The sequence below is a fragment of the Kribbella sp. NBC_00709 genome (genome assembly GCF_036226565.1).
GTDB lineage: Bacteria > Actinomycetota > Actinomycetes > Propionibacteriales > Kribbellaceae > Kribbella.
In genome coordinates this window covers 4,908,796-4,924,601 of record NZ_CP108996.1, presented here as the reverse complement: position 1 = coordinate 4,924,601, position 15,806 = coordinate 4,908,796, and the positions used below count along the sequence as shown (strand labels likewise).

General features: G+C 69.2%; 18 protein-coding genes and 1 tRNA gene. 8 read left to right on the top strand and 11 right to left on the bottom strand.

Annotation, left to right across the window (positions count from 1 at the left end; translation table 11 throughout):
• The first annotated feature begins 153 nt into the window (after window positions 1–153).
• The 3 genes from OHA18_RS24240 (at window position 154) to OHA18_RS24230 (ending at window position 2,250) form a co-directional block, all read left to right on the top strand.
• Complete coding sequence (locus tag OHA18_RS24240; RefSeq protein ID WP_328997569.1) at window positions 154–1,785, top strand: substrate-binding domain-containing protein; 1,632 nt, start codon at window positions 154–156, stop codon at window positions 1,783–1,785.
• 53 nt (window positions 1,786–1,838) lie between these two features.
• Window positions 1,839–1,919: transfer RNA gene (locus OHA18_RS24235), tRNA-Leu, on the top strand.
• A gap of 1 nt (window position 1,920) precedes the next feature.
• A complete protein-coding gene (locus OHA18_RS24230) occupies window positions 1,921–2,250 on the top strand; it encodes a nucleoside triphosphate pyrophosphohydrolase family protein (protein ID WP_328997568.1) in 330 nt (109 codons plus the stop codon).
• Window position 2,251: 1 nt separating this feature from the next.
• Here the strand turns inward: OHA18_RS24230 and OHA18_RS24225 are convergent, their stop codons facing one another.
• Window positions 2,252–3,325, bottom strand: coding sequence for a PEP/pyruvate-binding domain-containing protein (locus OHA18_RS24225; protein ID WP_328997567.1), 1,074 nt, complete (start codon window positions 3,323–3,325; stop codon window positions 2,252–2,254).
• A 74-nt stretch (window positions 3,326–3,399) separates the two neighbouring features.
• Here OHA18_RS24225 and OHA18_RS24220 point away from each other — a divergent pair, with 74 nt between their 5' ends.
• Together OHA18_RS24220 and OHA18_RS24215 are read left to right on the top strand one after the other, a co-directional pair.
• Entirely contained in the window at window positions 3,400–3,780 is a 381-nt protein-coding gene (locus tag OHA18_RS24220) for a hypothetical protein (protein WP_328997566.1), read from the top strand.
• Window positions 3,777–4,376 (top strand): transcriptional regulator, encoded by a 600-nt coding sequence (locus OHA18_RS24215; RefSeq protein WP_328997565.1) that lies wholly within the window; start codon window positions 3,777–3,779, stop codon window positions 4,374–4,376. Before OHA18_RS24220 ends, OHA18_RS24215 begins: the two co-directional genes overlap by 4 nt.
• Here the strand turns inward: OHA18_RS24215 and OHA18_RS24210 are convergent.
• The 4 genes from OHA18_RS24210 to OHA18_RS24195 are packed head-to-tail and all read right to left on the bottom strand — an operon-like array spanning window position 4,373 to window position 7,164.
• Complete coding sequence (locus OHA18_RS24210) at window positions 4,373–4,963, bottom strand: hypothetical protein (RefSeq protein ID WP_328997564.1); 591 nt, start codon at window positions 4,961–4,963, stop codon at window positions 4,373–4,375. The two genes, OHA18_RS24215 and OHA18_RS24210, sit on opposite strands and share 4 nt — an antisense overlap.
• Window positions 4,964–4,965: 2 nt before the next feature.
• Window positions 4,966–5,571 (bottom strand): RdgB/HAM1 family non-canonical purine NTP pyrophosphatase, encoded by a 606-nt coding sequence (rdgB, locus tag OHA18_RS24205; RefSeq protein ID WP_328997563.1) that lies wholly within the window; start codon window positions 5,569–5,571, stop codon window positions 4,966–4,968.
• Window positions 5,568–6,284 carry a ribonuclease PH gene (rph, locus tag OHA18_RS24200; RefSeq protein WP_328997562.1) on the bottom strand — a complete coding sequence of 239 codons (717 nt, stop codon included), beginning with the start codon at window positions 6,282–6,284 and terminating at the stop codon, window positions 5,568–5,570. The genes rdgB and rph overlap by 4 nt, the downstream gene beginning before the upstream one ends.
• Window positions 6,285–6,294: 10 nt before the next feature.
• Window positions 6,295–7,164, bottom strand: coding sequence for an SGNH/GDSL hydrolase family protein (locus tag OHA18_RS24195; protein ID WP_328997561.1), 870 nt, complete (start codon window positions 7,162–7,164; stop codon window positions 6,295–6,297).
• A 159-nt stretch (window positions 7,165–7,323) separates the two neighbouring features.
• Between OHA18_RS24195 and OHA18_RS24190 the strand changes: the two genes are divergently transcribed.
• Window positions 7,324–8,496 carry a Gfo/Idh/MocA family protein gene (locus tag OHA18_RS24190; protein WP_328997560.1) on the top strand — a complete coding sequence of 391 codons (1,173 nt, stop codon included), beginning with the start codon at window positions 7,324–7,326 and terminating at the stop codon, window positions 8,494–8,496.
• Between the two features lie 163 nt (window positions 8,497–8,659).
• Window positions 8,660–9,460 (top strand): SAM hydroxide adenosyltransferase, encoded by an 801-nt coding sequence (locus OHA18_RS24185; RefSeq protein ID WP_328997559.1) that lies wholly within the window; start codon window positions 8,660–8,662, stop codon window positions 9,458–9,460.
• A gap of 22 nt (window positions 9,461–9,482) precedes the next feature.
• Here the strand turns inward: OHA18_RS24185 and OHA18_RS24180 are convergent, their stop codons facing one another.
• The 3 genes from OHA18_RS24180 to OHA18_RS24170 all read right to left on the bottom strand — a co-directional run bounded on the left by OHA18_RS24180 (window position 9,483) and on the right by OHA18_RS24170 (window position 12,335).
• Entirely contained in the window at window positions 9,483–10,067 is a 585-nt protein-coding gene (locus OHA18_RS24180; RefSeq protein ID WP_328997558.1) for an acyl-CoA-like ligand-binding transcription factor, read from the bottom strand.
• Window positions 10,064–11,572 carry a DHA2 family efflux MFS transporter permease subunit gene (locus OHA18_RS24175; protein ID WP_328997557.1) on the bottom strand — a complete coding sequence of 503 codons (1,509 nt, stop codon included), beginning with the start codon at window positions 11,570–11,572 and terminating at the stop codon, window positions 10,064–10,066. The genes OHA18_RS24180 and OHA18_RS24175 overlap by 4 nt, the downstream gene beginning before the upstream one ends.
• 61 nt (window positions 11,573–11,633) lie before the next feature.
• A complete protein-coding gene (locus OHA18_RS24170; protein WP_328997556.1) occupies window positions 11,634–12,335 on the bottom strand; it encodes a TetR/AcrR family transcriptional regulator C-terminal domain-containing protein in 702 nt (233 codons plus the stop codon).
• Window positions 12,336–12,409: 74 nt separating this feature from the next.
• Here OHA18_RS24170 and OHA18_RS24165 point away from each other — a divergent pair, with 74 nt between their 5' ends.
• The gene (locus OHA18_RS24165) at window positions 12,410–13,246 is read left to right on the top strand and encodes an alpha/beta fold hydrolase (RefSeq protein WP_328997555.1); all 837 of its coding nucleotides are present in this window, start codon (window positions 12,410–12,412) and stop codon (window positions 13,244–13,246) included.
• Here OHA18_RS24165 and OHA18_RS24160 read toward each other — a convergent pair.
• The 3 genes from OHA18_RS24160 to murI form a co-directional block, all read right to left on the bottom strand.
• Window positions 13,226–14,071: an alpha/beta fold hydrolase gene (locus tag OHA18_RS24160; protein ID WP_328997554.1), complete on the bottom strand. Its 846-nt coding sequence runs from the start codon at window positions 14,069–14,071 to the stop codon at window positions 13,226–13,228. The genes OHA18_RS24165 and OHA18_RS24160 overlap by 21 nt on opposite strands.
• Window positions 14,052–14,798, bottom strand: a complete 747-nt coding sequence (locus tag OHA18_RS24155; protein ID WP_328997553.1) for an MBL fold metallo-hydrolase — start codon at window positions 14,796–14,798, stop codon at window positions 14,052–14,054. Before OHA18_RS24155 ends, OHA18_RS24160 begins: the two co-directional genes overlap by 20 nt.
• A gap of 127 nt (window positions 14,799–14,925) precedes the next feature.
• Window positions 14,926–15,729: a glutamate racemase gene (gene murI / locus OHA18_RS24150; RefSeq protein ID WP_328997552.1), complete on the bottom strand. Its 804-nt coding sequence runs from the start codon at window positions 15,727–15,729 to the stop codon at window positions 14,926–14,928.
• Between the last annotated feature and the right edge of the window lie 77 nt (window positions 15,730–15,806).

Genomic DNA, 15,806 nt, shown 5'->3' with positions numbered 1-15,806 from the left:
AGAGCGGTACTGCGGGGACCACCCGCGTTCAACCACAGCTGTGTCAAGAATCGTCGCGGCCTTCGCCCTGACCTGCCGAAACCGGGTAATCTGCGCGCGCAGTCAGCCTCTGGGAGGGAGGGACCTGCCGCGATGGGAAAACATTCCTCTGCGGTGACGGGACGTAACAACAACCGCCGTTCGGTGTACATCACCGCGGTCGGCTTGTTGGTGCTGTCCCTGGGAGCGGTGTTCGTGGTCCGCTCCTTCGGATCGGAGTCGGGTGCAGACGGGTTCCTCGGCGGCAACAAAGCATGCGACGACCCGACGCAGGTCCAGTTGGCGACCACGCCCGAGATGCAGTCCTCGCTCGAGACCGCGGCCAAGTCGCTGGCGGCCAAGGGCGGTAAGGACGGCAACCCGTGCCTGCAGTTCACCATCACCGCGGCGCCCTCGGCCCAGGTCGCGCGCGACGTCGCGCACGGCAGCGACAACCGGCCTGACCTGTGGGTGCCGGACTCCTCGCTGTGGGTCGCCCAGGCCGACGACGGCGAGAGCGTCCCGACCATCGCGGTCCAGTCGATCGCGACCTCCCCGCTGGTGCTCGTCGGCAGGAGGACGAACTTCGCCGACACGTCCTCCTGGCTGCGCATCATGGGCAAGACCCAGCCCGCCCTGCTCGACCCGCTGAGCACCTCGCCCGGCGCGCTCGCGCTGCTCGCGGTGCAGGCGGAGCGGGCGAAGACGTCCGCGTCCGAGACCCAGGTGTCGCAGGTGATCGTTCCGCTGGCGCAGCGCCTCGGTTCGATGGCCAAGCCGTACACGGACGCCGAAGCGCTCTTCGGCCGGGCGGACCAGGACGGCAGCACCACCGTCGTACCGGCGTCCGAGCAGAGCTTCGTGAAGTACCAGGAAGACCACCCGGACGCGCAGCTGCGCGCGATCCAGCCGGCCACCGGCACGCTGTACCTGGACTACCCGATCGTGGTCACCGCCAAGTCGGACACCGACCAGGCGTCCGACGCCGCGCAGGCGCTGGCCGGCGAACTGCTGACCGACGCGGCCGGTCAGGCTCGTGACCAGGCCGGCTTCCGCGACACGCAGCTGAGCCCGCTCAGCGGCGGGCGGGGCGTCGGCGACGTCAACCAGCTGACCAAGCCGACCAGCGAGGCGATCGACACCACGCTGCAGAACTGGACCCGGCTGTCGCTGCTGACACACTCGCTGGCTGTCATCGACGTCTCCGGCTCGATGGCCGACAAGGTCGGCTCGAAGACCCGGATGCAGCTGACGATCGAGGCGGCGATCGGCGGGCTGACGCTGTTCCCGGACAGCGCTTCGCTCGGCCTGTGGACGTTCTCGACGAAGATCGGTTCCGACGGGGCCGACTACAAGGAGCTGGTGCCGATCGGGCCGCTGTCGAAACGGCAGCGCGGGAAGATCGTCGACCAGCTGAAGATCCAGCACCCGATCGCCAACGGCGGCACCGGTCTGTACGACACCGCGATCGCCGCGGTCCGCGCCGTACGGCAGGGTTACGACCAGCGTGCGGTGAACTCCATCCTGCTGTTCACCGACGGCAAGAACGACGACCCGGGCAGCCCGACCCTCGCCCAGGCCGTCAACACGCTGCGCGGCCTGCAGGACCCCGGCCGCCCGGTCCGCATCATCGCCCTCGGTATGGGCCCCGAGGTGAACGCCGACGAGCTCAGCGCCCTGGCCCAGGCCACCGGCGGCCAGGCGTATGTCGCCCGCCAGCCAGGCGACCTGAAGAACGTCTTCATCGACGCCCTGCAGAGCCGCTGATACGCAAGCCTCCCCTAGGATGTCTGCCTAGGGGAGGCTTGTGTGCCTCTTCAGCCAGAGTGGTGGAACGGCAGACACACCGGCTTTAGGTGCCGGCGCCCCCGGGCGTGCGGGTTCAACTCCCGCCTCTGGCACGTGCACTTGAACGAGTACCAGCAGGGAGCGCTTCGGACCGCCGCTCCGAAGGACAAGCACAACGAGGTCTTCCACCTGCTGCTCGGGCTGGTCGGTGAAGCCGGCGAGATCGCCGAGAAGGCCAAGAAGATCGTCCGTGACCAGGACAGCGACTTCACCCGGTGGGACCCCGAGGACCTGAAGAAGGAGCTCGGCGACACCCTCTGGTACATCGCGGTCATCGCCGACCACTTCGACGTACCCCTCGAAGACATCGCGCAACTCAACCTCACCAAACTCGCCGACCGCCAGCAGCGCAACAAACTCAGCGGCAGCGGCGACAACCGCTGACTCACAGGTCGATGGCGCCGGTGGTGCCGTTGATGGTGACGGGTTTGCCGGCAGGGATCTTGGTGGTGGCGTGGGGGACGCCCAGTACGGCGGGGATGTGGCGTTCGCGGGCGACGATGGCGGCGTGGGAGAGGATGCCGCCGGTCTCGGTGACTACGCCGGCGGCGATGGCGAGGAGTGGGGTCCAGGCGGGGTCGGTGAAGGGGCAGATGAGGATGTCGCCGGGGCGGACGTGGGGGAAGTCGGCCGGGCCACGGACGATCCGCGCGATACCGGTCGCCGTACCGTGGCTGCCGGGGGTGCCCCGGAGGAGCGTGGCCGGGGCTGGGGCTGGGACCGGGAGTTGAGCGGTGATGGGGCGGGATTGGAGGAGCCACGGGGTGTGGTTCGCGATCGCCCATTCGATGTCTTGAGGAGCACCTAGGACGGTGGCGGCCTGTTGACCGAGGTCGGCAAGCTGTACGGCGGTTGCGTCGGAGAGTGTGGCGGCGCGGCGCCGGTCGGTCGGGACCTGATGGACGCGGAGGCGGGAGTCGAGAGCGGTCGGCTTGTCGGCGATCGTGCGGATCACGGTGCCGTTGGCGACCTCGTACCTGTCGGGGGTCACGCGGCCCTCGACCACACTGGGACCTAGTCCCCAGGACGCCTCGATCGTCGTCGCGCCCGACGCGGTGAACATCACGCCGGAGACGTCCGAGTCCACCTGGCGCTGGACGATCACGGCCATCGACGGCGCCTCGGATCCGTTCCGATAGGCGACTGCACGCGGCGACCACACCGACGCCCGGCAGGCACGTACGGCGTCCAGAACCGCGGCCAGCCCTTGTACGCCGAGAAAACTGTCGTGCTGCCCAGCCGCCGAGGTGAGCGCCGTGTCCTCGTTCGCAGCCGACGACCGTACGGCGACCAGCGCGTCGCCCATCCGCTCGAGCCACCGCCCAAGGTCGTCCGCGATCGGGCCGTCAGGGACAACCACCCCGTCCGGAACCGGAAGGCCGGCGCGAATCAGTGCGCCGAGTCCACCGGCCTTGCCGCCGTACGTGTCGACGGTCGCCATCGCCAGCGGCACCAGCATGCAGCCTCCCCCTATCAACGGAACGTTGACAACAAAACGTTGACAACGTTCCGTTGATGATCCACTGTTGGCGGATGCGACGCAACCGGGAAGCAGCCCACGCCGACCAGGAGCAGGCTCAGCGGGAGCGCGAGGCCCGGGAGCAGCTCCTCGCGACGGGCGCGAAGGATCTGCCCGCGCGACCGTGGCGGCCGGCGCCGATCCCGTTGTCGGCGGTCGATCTCACCCAGTTCGCGGCCTGGCGATCCACCGACCTGACCGACGACGACCTGCTGGCCGCGCTCGCCCTGTTGCCGGCCGCGCGTGCCGAGGTCGAGGAGGTCGAGTCCGGTCTGCTGTTCCTGGCGAGGAGCTCGGGGCTGACCTGGGCGGAGATGGCCGACGCGATGGGGTTCAGTTCCCCGCAGGCCTGTCAGCAGCGGTTCAACCGGCTCGCGGCGCGGATGGACTCATGATGCATCTGGTGCTGCACGCCGTCCGGCTGCTGGGATTCGCCGACACCACAGCGATCGCCGAGCGCTTCGACCTCCAGCCAGGTCCGACCGACGAGGCGCTGCACGACGCCGCGGCGCGGGGCTGGACGACGCGCAGCTCGTTCGCAGGTACGGCGGGCTGGTCGCTGACCGAGAGCGGCCGCGTGGAGAACGAGCGCCTGCTCGCAGCCGAGCTAGGCAACGCAAGGGACACCGTGAGCGAGGTGTACGCCGAGTTCCTGCCGTTCAACGCGCTTCTGCAACGCGCCTGCACGGACTGGCAACTGCGCCCGACCCAATCCGACCCGCTCGCCGCGAACGACCACGACGACCCCGCGTGGGACGCCGGCGTCCTGCACGAACTCACGGCGATCGACGGCGCTCTCGCCTCGATCGCCGACCGCCTGACCGACGCCCTCCCCCGCTTCGAGGGCTACAACACGAGGTTCTCAGCAGCGCTCGCACGCGCCACCGCGGGCGACACAGCCTGGGTCGACCGCAGCGACGTCGACTCCTGCCACCGCGTCTGGTTCGAGCTCCACGAGGATCTGCTCGCCACCCTCAACCTCAAGCGTTAGTTGCCCAGCGCATCCAAGTACGCCGTACCCCGGGGGCTGAGCTCGTAGCCGATCTCCAGACTGTGGGTCAGCCCGAGGTTCTTCAGCTTGCGGACGTCGAGCTTGAACGGCGCGGTCTCGCGGCCGACGGAGGCAGCCAGGTCCGCAGCTCTGGTGGCCGGCCTGGACTGGATCAGGCGAAGGGTCTCGGTGGTCCACGCGCCGTGGTGGCTCAGCTGGTCGAACTGGCCGAGGCGGGTGCGGAGGTCGGCCAGGTCCTCGTCGCTGAGCGAGGTCTGCGCGGCCAACTGCTCGCGCGGATCCGGTCCCTCGACCAGGTGGAAGCGGATCAGGAACGTCGGCATCGACTCGTCACCGCGCAGCCGGCGGCGGACGTCCTTGGCGTTGCGGCGATCGGCGAGGGCCACCTCGGCGTCGGTGTCCGCGATCAGCTCGGGGTTGACCTGACGGATGCTGTCGATCTCGATCCGGCCGGCGTTGGTGCGGTAGATCCGTCCCTCGACCACCCGCGGCTCCGCCCACCGCCGGTACGCCACGGTGATCTTGCCGTCCGCGACCCCGTCGCGATCCGATCCTGCGAACAACATGGCTAGCTCCCCAACGCCTTCGCGACCAGCGGGGCCAGCGCCCGGAGCGCCTTGCCGCGGTGACTGATCGCGTCCTTCTCCTCGATGGACAGTTCGGCCGTGGTCCGGTCGTAACCCTCAGCCTGGAACAGCACGTCGTACCCGAAGCCGCCGGTGCCGCGCAGCTCGCGGATCACGGATCCGCGCATCTCGCCGATCACGACCTCATCGTCGGCGCCGGGCCGCACGAACGCCACCGCCGCGACGAACGACGCGCCGCGCCGCTCGTCCGGCACGTCCTCCAGCTGACCGAGCAGCAGCAGGTTGTTCGCGTGGTTGTCCTTCGCCGGACCGGACCAGCGCGCCGACAGCACGCCGGGCATCCCGTTCAGCGCGTCGACGCAGATCCCGCTGTCGTCCGCGATCGACGGCAGCCCGGTCGCGACCAGCGCGGCATGCGCCTTCAGCAGCGCGTTCCCCTCGAACGTCGGCTCCGTCTCGGCCGGCTCGTCGTACGCCGGGACGTCGCCGAGTCCGACCACCTCGATCCCGGGCACGATCGGGGTCAGGATCCGCCGCAGCTCCTCGAGCTTCTTCTTGTTGTTCGAAGCCAGTAGGACCTTGCTCACGCCAGCGCCTCCTGCTGCAGCTTCGCCAGCTCCGCGCACCCGGAGATCCCGAGCTCCAGCAGGCTGTCCAGCTCGGCGCGGTCGAACGGCGCGCCCTCGGCCGTGCCCTGCACCTCGATGAACTTGCCGTCGCCGGTGATCACCAGGTTCATGTCCGTCTCGGCCCGGACGTCTTCCTCGTAGCAGAGGTCGAGCATCGGGGCGCCGTCGATGATGCCGACCGACACCGCGGACACCGTCCCGGTCAGCGGCTCGCTCTTCAGCAGCTTCTTCCCGCGCAGGAACGACACCGCGTCCGCGAGCGCGACGTACGCGCCGGTGATCGCCGCGGTCCGCGTCCCGCCGTCGGCCTGCAGTACGTCGCAGTCCAGCACGATGGTGTTCTCGCCGAGCGCCTTGTAGTCGATGACGGCCCGCAGCGACCGCCCGATCAGCCGGGAGATCTCGTGCGTCCGGCCGCCGATCTTGCCCTTCACCGACTCGCGGTCCGAGCGGGTGTTGGTCGCCCGCGGCAGCATCGCGTACTCCGCGCTGACCCAGCCGAGCCCGCTCCCCTTCCGCCAGCGCGGCACGCCCTCGGTCACACTCGCCGCACACAGCACCCGGGTCCGCCCGAACTCGACCAGCACCGAGCCCTCGGCGTGGTCGAGCCACTTCCTGGTGATCGTCACCGGGCGGAGCTGGTCAGCAGTACGTCCATCGATACGAGCCATGAATCAGACCCTATGCCTCCAGACGCTGGACCTCCGCATTGGTCGAGGGCGGGAGGCCGATGGACGACGACGGGAGGGCGAGCGGCCCGGACGGACGGCCGAACGGCCGGACCTGGGTGACCGCCATCCGGGCCGCCCACGGCACCAGGTCGTTGGCCCGGCGCCCCACCCACGGCACGCCTTCGCGGACCAGCCACATCGCGTCCGCCCACCGGCTCGGCGACCGGTACGCACAGTCCAGCTCCGGCGGTACGTCGATCCGCAGCCCGCGGACCGTCAGCTCGTCGGCGAATGCGCGGGCGAGCTTGCGGTGCCCGCGCTCCCCCGGATGCAGCCGGTCGATGCTCCAGAAGTCCCGCCGGTACACCTCGGGGTAGTCGGCCATGTCCAGCCGGATGCCGCCGTACCGGGCGTGCAGGTCGTCGAACACGACGTTGACCTGCTCGATCCGGTGCCACAACGGCCGGCGCAGCCACTTCGGCAGACCGAACACCTTGCCGTGGTCGTGGAACCGGACCGTCAGCAGCAGCGCACCGCGGGCGGTCAGCTGCTCCGCCACCAGGTTGAGATGCTCACGGATCCGGCCGGCGTCGAAGGTCGACCGCAGGGTGTCGTTGACCCCGACGATGAGGGAGGCGATGTCGATCGGGTCATCACCGGTTTCGGGCAGTTGCTCGGTCGCGACGATCGGCACGGTGGCGCCGCTGGTCGCGAAGTTGGAGAACGTCACACGGTGGGAGCTGGCCAGGGAGTCGGCGAGCAGCGAGGCCCAGCCCCGCCACCCCTCGCCCGGGCGCGCACCGGCACCGGACAGGTCGGTCGTACTGCTGCCGTTCATCGGGTCCCCGACACCTACGGTGGTCGAGTCCCCCAGTGCCACGTAGTGGAGGCTCACATTCCGCCATCCTGAGCGTACGGAGCGAGACGGTGATGTTCGGCGGGTGACGAGTGGGGCAACGTCACGGCAAAGGCAGGTGATTGAGGATCAGAACTGCTCGGAGTTAGGCTGATGGAAACAACTATGCGCAGGAGTGCTGGTATGAGTGATCTTCGGTTTGGCGTGGTGGGTCTTGGGTCCCGGAGTCGGATCGCGAAGTACGCGCACCGTCCCGGCGAGGGGTCGGAGGTCGTGGCCGTCGCGGACCCGTCCGCCCCCCAGCGGGACGCGACGCTCGAGTTGTACCCGCAAGCAACGGCGCACGCCGACCACTCCGAGCTGCTGGACCAGAAGCTCGACGGTGTGTTCCTGACGACGCCGGATGACCTGCACGAGGGGCCGGCGATCGACTTCCTCACCGCCGGCGTCAACGTGTTCGTGGAGAAGCCGCTGGCGATCACCGCCGAGGGCTGCGACCGGGTCCTGCAGGCGGCGTACGACTCCGGCGCCCGGCTGTACGTCGGCCACAACATGCGCCACATGTCCGTCGTACTGACGATGCGCAAGCTGATCCAGGACGGCGCGATCGGCGACGTGAAGGCGATCTGGTGCCGGCACTTCGTCGGCCACGGTGGCGACTTCTACTTCAAGGACTGGCACGCGGACCGTCGCCGTACCACCGGGCTGCTGCTGCAGAAGGGCGCCCACGACATCGACGTGATGCACTGGCTGGCCGGCGGCTACACGACCCGGGTGAACGCGATGGGCGCGCTCACGCTGTACGGCGGGATCACGGACCGGCAGGACCGGTCGGACCAGCGGTTCAAGGAGTTCGTCAGCGAGAAGAACTGGCCGCCGCTGGAGCAGAAGGGCCTGGCGCCGGTGATGGACGTCGAGGACCTGTCGACGGCGAACCTGCTGCTCGACAACGGGGTCCTGATGACCTACGAGCAGTGCCACTACACACCGGACTACTGGCGCAACTACACCGTCATCGGCACCCACGGCCGGCTGGAGAACTTCGGCGACACCGCGGGCGGTGTGGTGAAGGTGTGGAACAGCCGCCGCTCCGGATACCGCGAGGACGCCGACCAGGTCGTCGAGATCGCCGGCGAGACCGAGCACCACGGTGGCGCCGACCCGCACCTGGTGGCCGAGTTCGTGAACTTCGTCCGCGACGGCGGCGCGACGCTCACCTCCCCGGTCGCCGCCCGCGCCGCAGTCGCGGCCGGCTACGCCGCCACCCAGTCGCTCCGCGCGAACGGCGTACCGCAGGACATCCCACCGCTGGACCCGGCCCTGGTCAGCTATTTCGACAACGGCCAAGTTCGCTGAGTGCTATTCTCCACGACGTGACCTGGTACGCCGCACTGCGAATGCTGAGCCCTCGATGCGGAGGACTCTAGCGGCGTAGGCACGTGTGCTTGCAGCGAGAGGCCCCCGATGTCGGGGGCCTCTTTCGTTTCCCAAAACCGCTGCGAACCTCACGGAGCCTCATATGTACCCGATCACCTACATCACCGACTGTTACGACGCCAACGCCCGAGCCAGACTCAGCACCCGGATCGGCGCCCTGTTCGGCCAGTCGCCGACCATCGTGGCCGCCGACGGACCCGATCCGGAGTCGTTCGCCGCACTGACCCTGCTCGACTGTCTGCTCGCCACCTCCTCGCTCGGCGGGGACGGCCATCCGACGATCACGCTGCTCAACATCGCGCCCCGCGACGGCGTCTGGCCGAACGGCGTCCCGTTCTGCTTCTTCTGGCACGGCAAGCACCTGGTCGCGAGCACCTTCACCGCCCGCGCCCTCTCCCTGGTACGCCGTGAGCTCGGCATCGACCGGGTCTACGTCACCGACATCCGCGAGGCCGTCACCGCGGCAGGATTCACCCCGGACGAGATCGAGAAGATCGCCGGGACGCAGTTCAGGAGCCTGTGGTACCTGCCGTTGCTGGCGAAATGGGTCGCCGACGGTCGCGCCGTACCCGCCGTCGGCACCGCGATCCCCGAGACCCCCGACGAGGACCCGGTCGTTGCCGTCGTCGACAACTTCGGCAACTGCAAACTCGACCGCAACCTCGGCCTCACCCCCGGCGAGGTCGTGACAGTTGCCCAGAGCAAGGATGTGACCTGCTACCCGCACCTGACCGCCGTACCGCGGAAGACTCCCGGCATCATCCAGGGCAGCTCCGGCAGCGGCTTCACCGAGCTGGTGATCCGCGGCGGCTCCGCGGCCGCCGCGTTCGGTCTGCGGCCCGGCGATCCGCTGTCCGTGCAGGTGGCCGAGAAGGTGGCCTGACTGTGGCCTGACTGTGGCCTGATTACGGTCCGAGCCGAAGGCCGCCGAGCTGGTCGAAGGCGCGGTCCATCGTCTCGAGGTACTTCGGGAGCGGGCCGTCGATCTCCAGTTGCTGGTACGTCGCCATCACGACGCCGACGACCGCCCCGGCCCAGGCCCGGACCGCGATGTCGTCCGGTGCCCGGCCGGTCCGTTCGGCTGCGAGAGAGGCCAGCAGGTCGATGCCTTCATAGAGCTGGTCGAGCATCCGCACCCGCAGCTCAGGGGCGTGCATCACCAACTGCTGGCGTTCGGACTCCAGCGCCCACTCGTCCTCGGTCAGCGTGTCGAGGCTCTGCCGGATCGAGGCGCGCAAGGCGTCGGTCGGCGTCAGCTCGGGCGGCTGGTTGCGGAACAGCTCGATCATCAGCGGGTCGAGCCGGTCGAGGACGATGGTGTCCTCCTTGGTCGGGAAGTACCGGAAGAACGTCGCCGACGACACCTCGGCCGCGTCCGCGATCTCCTGGACCGTGGTCTCGGCGTACCCCTGGTCCCGGAACAGCCGCAGCGCGTGCTCCTGGATCGCCGCTCTGGTCCTGGCCTTCTTCCGCTCCCGCAACCCGCTCATGCATTGATTGTGACAACTTGTTCGTCAGCAACGCGGGTCCGACGTGGCAGGAACCCGACTGCGAGCACGATCGAGACCACCGCGAGCCCGCTGCACACCCACAGCGTCACGTTCATGCCGTCGACGAACGCCGCCCGCGCCGAGCGAGTCAGCTCCGGCGAACCCATCGCGATCGCGGCCGACGCACTGTCGCGCGCCACGCCGGCGGCCGCGGGCGGGAGTCCGCTGACGTCCAGATGACTCCGGTACGCCGCGTTCAGCACCGTGCCGAGAATCGCGACCCCGAGCGTGCCGCCGACCTGCCGTGACGCCTGGATCAGCGCGGACCCGGACCCGCTCCGCTCCAGCGGCAACGCCGCGAGCGCCAGCCCGTTCATCGGCGGCAACGTGAACCCGATGCTGATCCCGACCAGACTGACCCAGATCGCGGTGAACCCGTAGCCGTCGCCGACGCTCGTGAACGCCCCGATCACCAACCCGGCCAGCATCAGCGAGAACCCGATCACCACCGTCACCCGCGCCCCGGCCCGCTCCAGCAGCCGCTCGGCCACCTTGGCGCCGATCAGCATCCCGCCGATGATCGGCAGCAACCGCAGCCCGGCCTGGAACGCATCCGCGCCCTGCACGGCCTGGAACAACTGCGGCAGCACGAACAGCAACCCCACCAACGCGAACGAGGCCAGCGTCGCGAGCACGGTCCCCCACGTGAACCCCGCCGACCTGAACAGCTTCAGGTCGACCAACGGATCCGCCGTACGCCGGGCCCACGCCCAGAACGCAGTCAGGAAAACCACTCCAACCGCGATCCCACCGAGCGCCCATGCCGAACCCCAGCCGTGCTCGCCGGCCCCGATGAACCCGTACGTCAGCGAGACCAGTCCGGCTGCGGTGAGCACAATCCCCGGTACGTCGATGCGCCGCGAACGGTGGCCGGCCATCGACGGGATCAACAGCGCCACGGCAACTAGTCCGATTGCAACTAGTGGCAGGTTGATCAAGAAGATCGAGCCCCAGCGGTAGTGGTCCAGCAGCCAGCCGCCGAGCAGCGGACCGAGCGGGATCCCGATCGAGTTCGCCATCAGCCAGATCGTCATCGCGCGCTGCCGCTCCTCGGGCGCGAACAGCAGGTTGAGCAACGACATCGACAGCGGGATCAGGAACGCCGAGCCGACCCCGAGCGCCGCCCGCGCCGCGATCAGCTGACCCGGCGAGTTCGCGAACGCGCACGCCGCGGAGGCGAGCCCGAACACCACGAGCGCGCCGAGCATCAGCCGCTTCGGGCCGAACCGGTCGCCGAGCAGGCCGGCCGGGAGCAGCAGCGAGGCGAGCACCAGCGTGTAGGCGTTCGCGAACCACTGAAGTTGGCTGGTCGATGCCTTCAGATCGGTCGCCAGCGTCGGCAGCGCGACGTTCAGCACGGTCAGATCCAGCCCGATCACGATCAGGCTGATGGACATCGCACCCAGCGCCCACCACCGGCGCGGGTCGAGGGTTGCTGCGGTCATGACAGAACACCTTTCTGAGATCAGCTCTAATTTGAGAGTAGATCTCAGAATTGCTCGATGTCTAGCCCCGATCCGCCGCCAGCCCGGTCAGCACGTGGTCGAGACTCCGCGTGAACAGCCGGTCGAACCGGTCGGCCGCATGCGGCGTCTCGGCCTCGAGCATCATCCGGCTCAGATGCGGGTAGTCGCCGCTCCCGATCACCTGTTCGGCGTACTGCCGCGACTGCTTCGTCAGCCAGTCCGCCATCGTCGAGCCCGCCTCGCGCTCGGTCAGCTCCTCCAGCGCATGACCGCGCACGAAGGTCAGCAGGGTGGCCGCCTGCGCCAGCACCTCGTCGGCAGGCAGACCCGGTACGTCGACCGCGGCGTACGTCGCCTCGAGCCAGGCCAGCGTGTTCGGACCGAGGACGGGCCTGGTCGCGGGCAGCCGGACGAGCCAGGGATGGCGCAGCATCATGGCGCGTTGCGCGTGAGCGACCGCCGCCAGGTCGACCCGCCAGCTGCCGGTCGGCACCGGCGGCCGGCCGTCGCCCATCGCGTGATCGACCATCAGGTCGAAGAGCTCGTCCTTGCCGTCGACGTACCGGTAGAGCGAGGTCGTGCCGGTGGCGAGCTCGGTCGCGACGCGCCGCATCGACACCGCTACAAGTCCTTCGGCATCCGCGACCCGGACGGCGGCCGCAGCGATCTCGGCGCGGCTGTGTGCCGGCCGGGGTCCGCGGGCGGCTCGCTCCGGGCGCAGCCAGATCGGAGGTCGGTCCATGGCCAGGAGTTTACTGCGCACGCTGTTCGCAGTACGGTTACTGCGTACAGCGTGCCCGGGTTTGGGAGGACAGGATGTATCGCAAGGGATCGGTGGTTTCGGCCGACGGCACGGTGATCGGCTATCGGCAGGTCGGCAGCGGGCCGGGCGTGATCCTGCTGCACGGGTCGATGCTCGCCGCGCAGGACTTCATGAAGCTGGCCACGGCCCTGGCCGACGACTTCACCGTCACGGTGCCCGACCGCCGGGGCCGCGGCCTGAGCGGACCGCACGGCACCGGCTACGGGATCGACCGCGAGGTCGAGGACCTGCAGGCATTGCTCAAGGAGACCGGCGCTTCGCGGGTGTTCGGACTGAGTTCAGGCGCGCTGATCGGCCTCCGTGCGGCCAGGGTGACGCCGGCCGTCGAGAAGCTCGCGCTCTACGAGCCGCCGCTGTCGGTCAACGGATCGGTCCCGGTCGATTGGGTGCCGCGGTACCAGCGCGAGCTCGCCGACGGCAAGACGGCAGCGGCGCTGGTGAGCGTGCTCAAGGGTCTCCAAGCGGATCGTCTGTTCACCACGGTCCCCCGCTTCGTCCTCGTCCCGCCGATGAACGTCGTGCTCCGCCTCCAGCGCAAGCCCACCGGCGACAACGTACCGATCCCCGACCTGGTCCCGACGATGTCCGCCGACATGCAACTGATCGCGCAACTCGCGGACACGACGGACGACTACGCGACCGTCGACGCCGACGTCCTGCTCCTCACGGGCTCCCGCAGCTCGGCGTACTTCGGGCGCTCGCTGGACGTGCTCGCCGCGGTGCTGCCGCGCTCGTCCCGGATCACCATCCCGAAACTCGACCACTCCGGCCCCACCGACGACGGCGGCCCGGCCCAGGTCGCGCAGGCCCTACGCCCCTTCTTCGCCTGACACGACGCGTCGCAGCACGCTCCGCACCAGCTCCGGCTGCTCCAGCCACGGCGAGTGCCCGGCGTCCGGGATCAGCTCGAATGCGTGGTGCGGGACATGCGCGGCCAAGTCCCGTACGGCGAACGCCGGCCGCGGATCGCCCTCGCCGTGGATGAACGTGGCCGGGCACTCGAGGCCCGCTGCGAGACCGGGGACGTAGTCGTCGGGCCAGCGCCGCATCTCCGCACCGAGCGCACTGTTGGCGGCGAAGTTGATCGGGAGCTCGACGGCCGCACTCGCGTAGGCCCACTCCATCGCCCGGTCCCGGTCGGCGTGATCGGTGAACCACGACAGCGCCCGGAACTCGGTCTCCTCGGCCGGCGTGCGCTTCCGGCCGGTCAGCTCGTCGAGTCGCGCACCCTGCTCCGGCGTCATCCGGCGCGCCTGCTCCGCGTGGTACGACGTACGCCAGTCGCCGATGCCGACGCCGTCCAGGTAGACGAGACCCGCCGCGTGATCGCCGTACGTCGCGGCGTACAGCAGCGCGAGCGATGCGCCGAAGGAGTGGCCGAGGACAACGATCCGCTCATGGCCGAAGTAGGCACGGAGCTCGTCGAGGTCCTGCGCGTGCCGGGCCATGGTCTGGACCTCGGACGGGTCCGAGCGGCCGCAACCGCGCTGGTCGAAGCGGTGCACGACGGTGAGGTCGTCGATCATCTCCGCGAGGACGGCGTAGTCGTCCCACAATCCCGGCCCGCCGTGCAGGATCACCACTGCGGGCGCGGAGGTTGCCGAGCCGGTGGTTGCGGTCCACAACCGCACGCCGTCAGATGTCGAAAACGGCATGCGGGGTGGCGATGTCGACCGGACCGGAGAAGGTACGGCGGGCGTTCTCGGCCTGGGTGACGCGGTCGTACCACGGTGGGACGTGGGTGATGACGAGTCGTTTCACGCCGGCCTTCTTCGCGTGCTCGCCGGCGTCGGCCGGGGTCAGGTGCAGGTCGGTCGGGTTGTGCGGATCGTTGTCCGGCAGCGCCGCCTCGGACAGCAGCACGTCGGCGCCGCGGGCCAGGTCGATCAACGCGTCGTTCGGCCCGGTGTCGCCGGTGTAGACGAGCGACTTGTTGCCGTACTCGACCCGGATCGCGAACGCCGGCACCGGGTGCACCATCGGCGCGGTCCGGATCGTGAAGGGGCCGACGGTCTGAACGTCCTGCCAGGCATGGAATTCCAGCTCCTCCTCCATCCCCGGATTGAGCGGCAGGTCGTAGGCCAGCGCCATCCGCTCCGCCGTACCGGGCGGGCCGAAGACCGGGATCCGCGGGATCGGCGCGCCCGGCGCGTACTTCGCCGCGACGTACAGACCGCACAGATCCATGCAGTGGTCAGGATGCAGGTGGGACAGGCCGATCGCCCCGATCTCCGGCACGGCGACGTGCCGCTGGAGCGAACCGAGCGCACCGCTGCCGAGGTCCAGGATCAGGTTGAACCCGTCGGCAGTGACCAGATAGCTCGAGGCGGCCGAGTCCGGCCCGGGCACGGACCCGGAGCAACCGATCACGGTGAGCTTCATACCTCGAACACTACCGGCGAGTTCCGGCGTTCGCAGGAAACCCCGACGCGTCGATCCGCCTGCCACACAGGCGTTCCGCCGCGGTCTGATGCCCCTGACAACATCTGGATGCGACCCATGTCACAGTTCAGCGAACCCAGGCGAACTGATCGACCGCGGACAGCACCGGCCCGAGGAAGCGCGAGCCGATGGCCGCGAACTCGTCCGGGCTGCCGGTGGTGACGAAGCGGTGCTGCGGCGCCGGCAGGTTGTCCGGGCGGAGCAGGCCGGTCTTCGTCAGCATGCTGTAGACGTCCTTGGCGCATTCGTCCGCGCTGCTGACCAGGGTGACGTTGTCACCCATCACGTACGAGATGACGCCGGTGAGCAACGGATAGTGCGTGCAGCCGAGGATCAACGTGTCGACGCCGGCCTCGACCATCGGATCGAGGTACTCGTGCGCCGCCTCGATCAGGTCCGGCCCCGACGTCACGCCGGCCTCGACGAACGGCACGAACTTCGGGCACGCCTGGGTGAACAGCTCGATCTGCGGCGCCGCGGCGAAACCGTCTTCGTAAGCAAGCGATTGCGCGGTCGCCTTGGTGCAGATCACGCCGACGCGCTGGTTCCGCGTCGCGGCAACGGCCCGTCGCGCCGCCGGCAGGATCACCTCGACGACCGGTACGTCGTACCGCTCGCGCGCGTCGCGGAGCATCGCGGCGCTGGCGGAGTTGCACGCGATCACCAGCATCTTCACGCCGGCCTCGACCAGATGGTCCAGGCATTCCAGCGCGTACTCACGCACCTCGGCGATCGGCTTCGGACCGTACGGCTGGCGGGCGGTGTCACCCAGATACAGGATCGGTTCGTGCGGCAACTGGTCCAGAACCGCACGGGCGACAGTGAGTCCCCCGAAGCCTGAATCGAAGATCCCCACCGGTGCGTCAGCCACGAAGAAGAGCTTATACAAGTCCGCTGCCGGGCAGACCCGAAGGCAGCCTTACCTAACCCCACCAGAAGACACGCCGA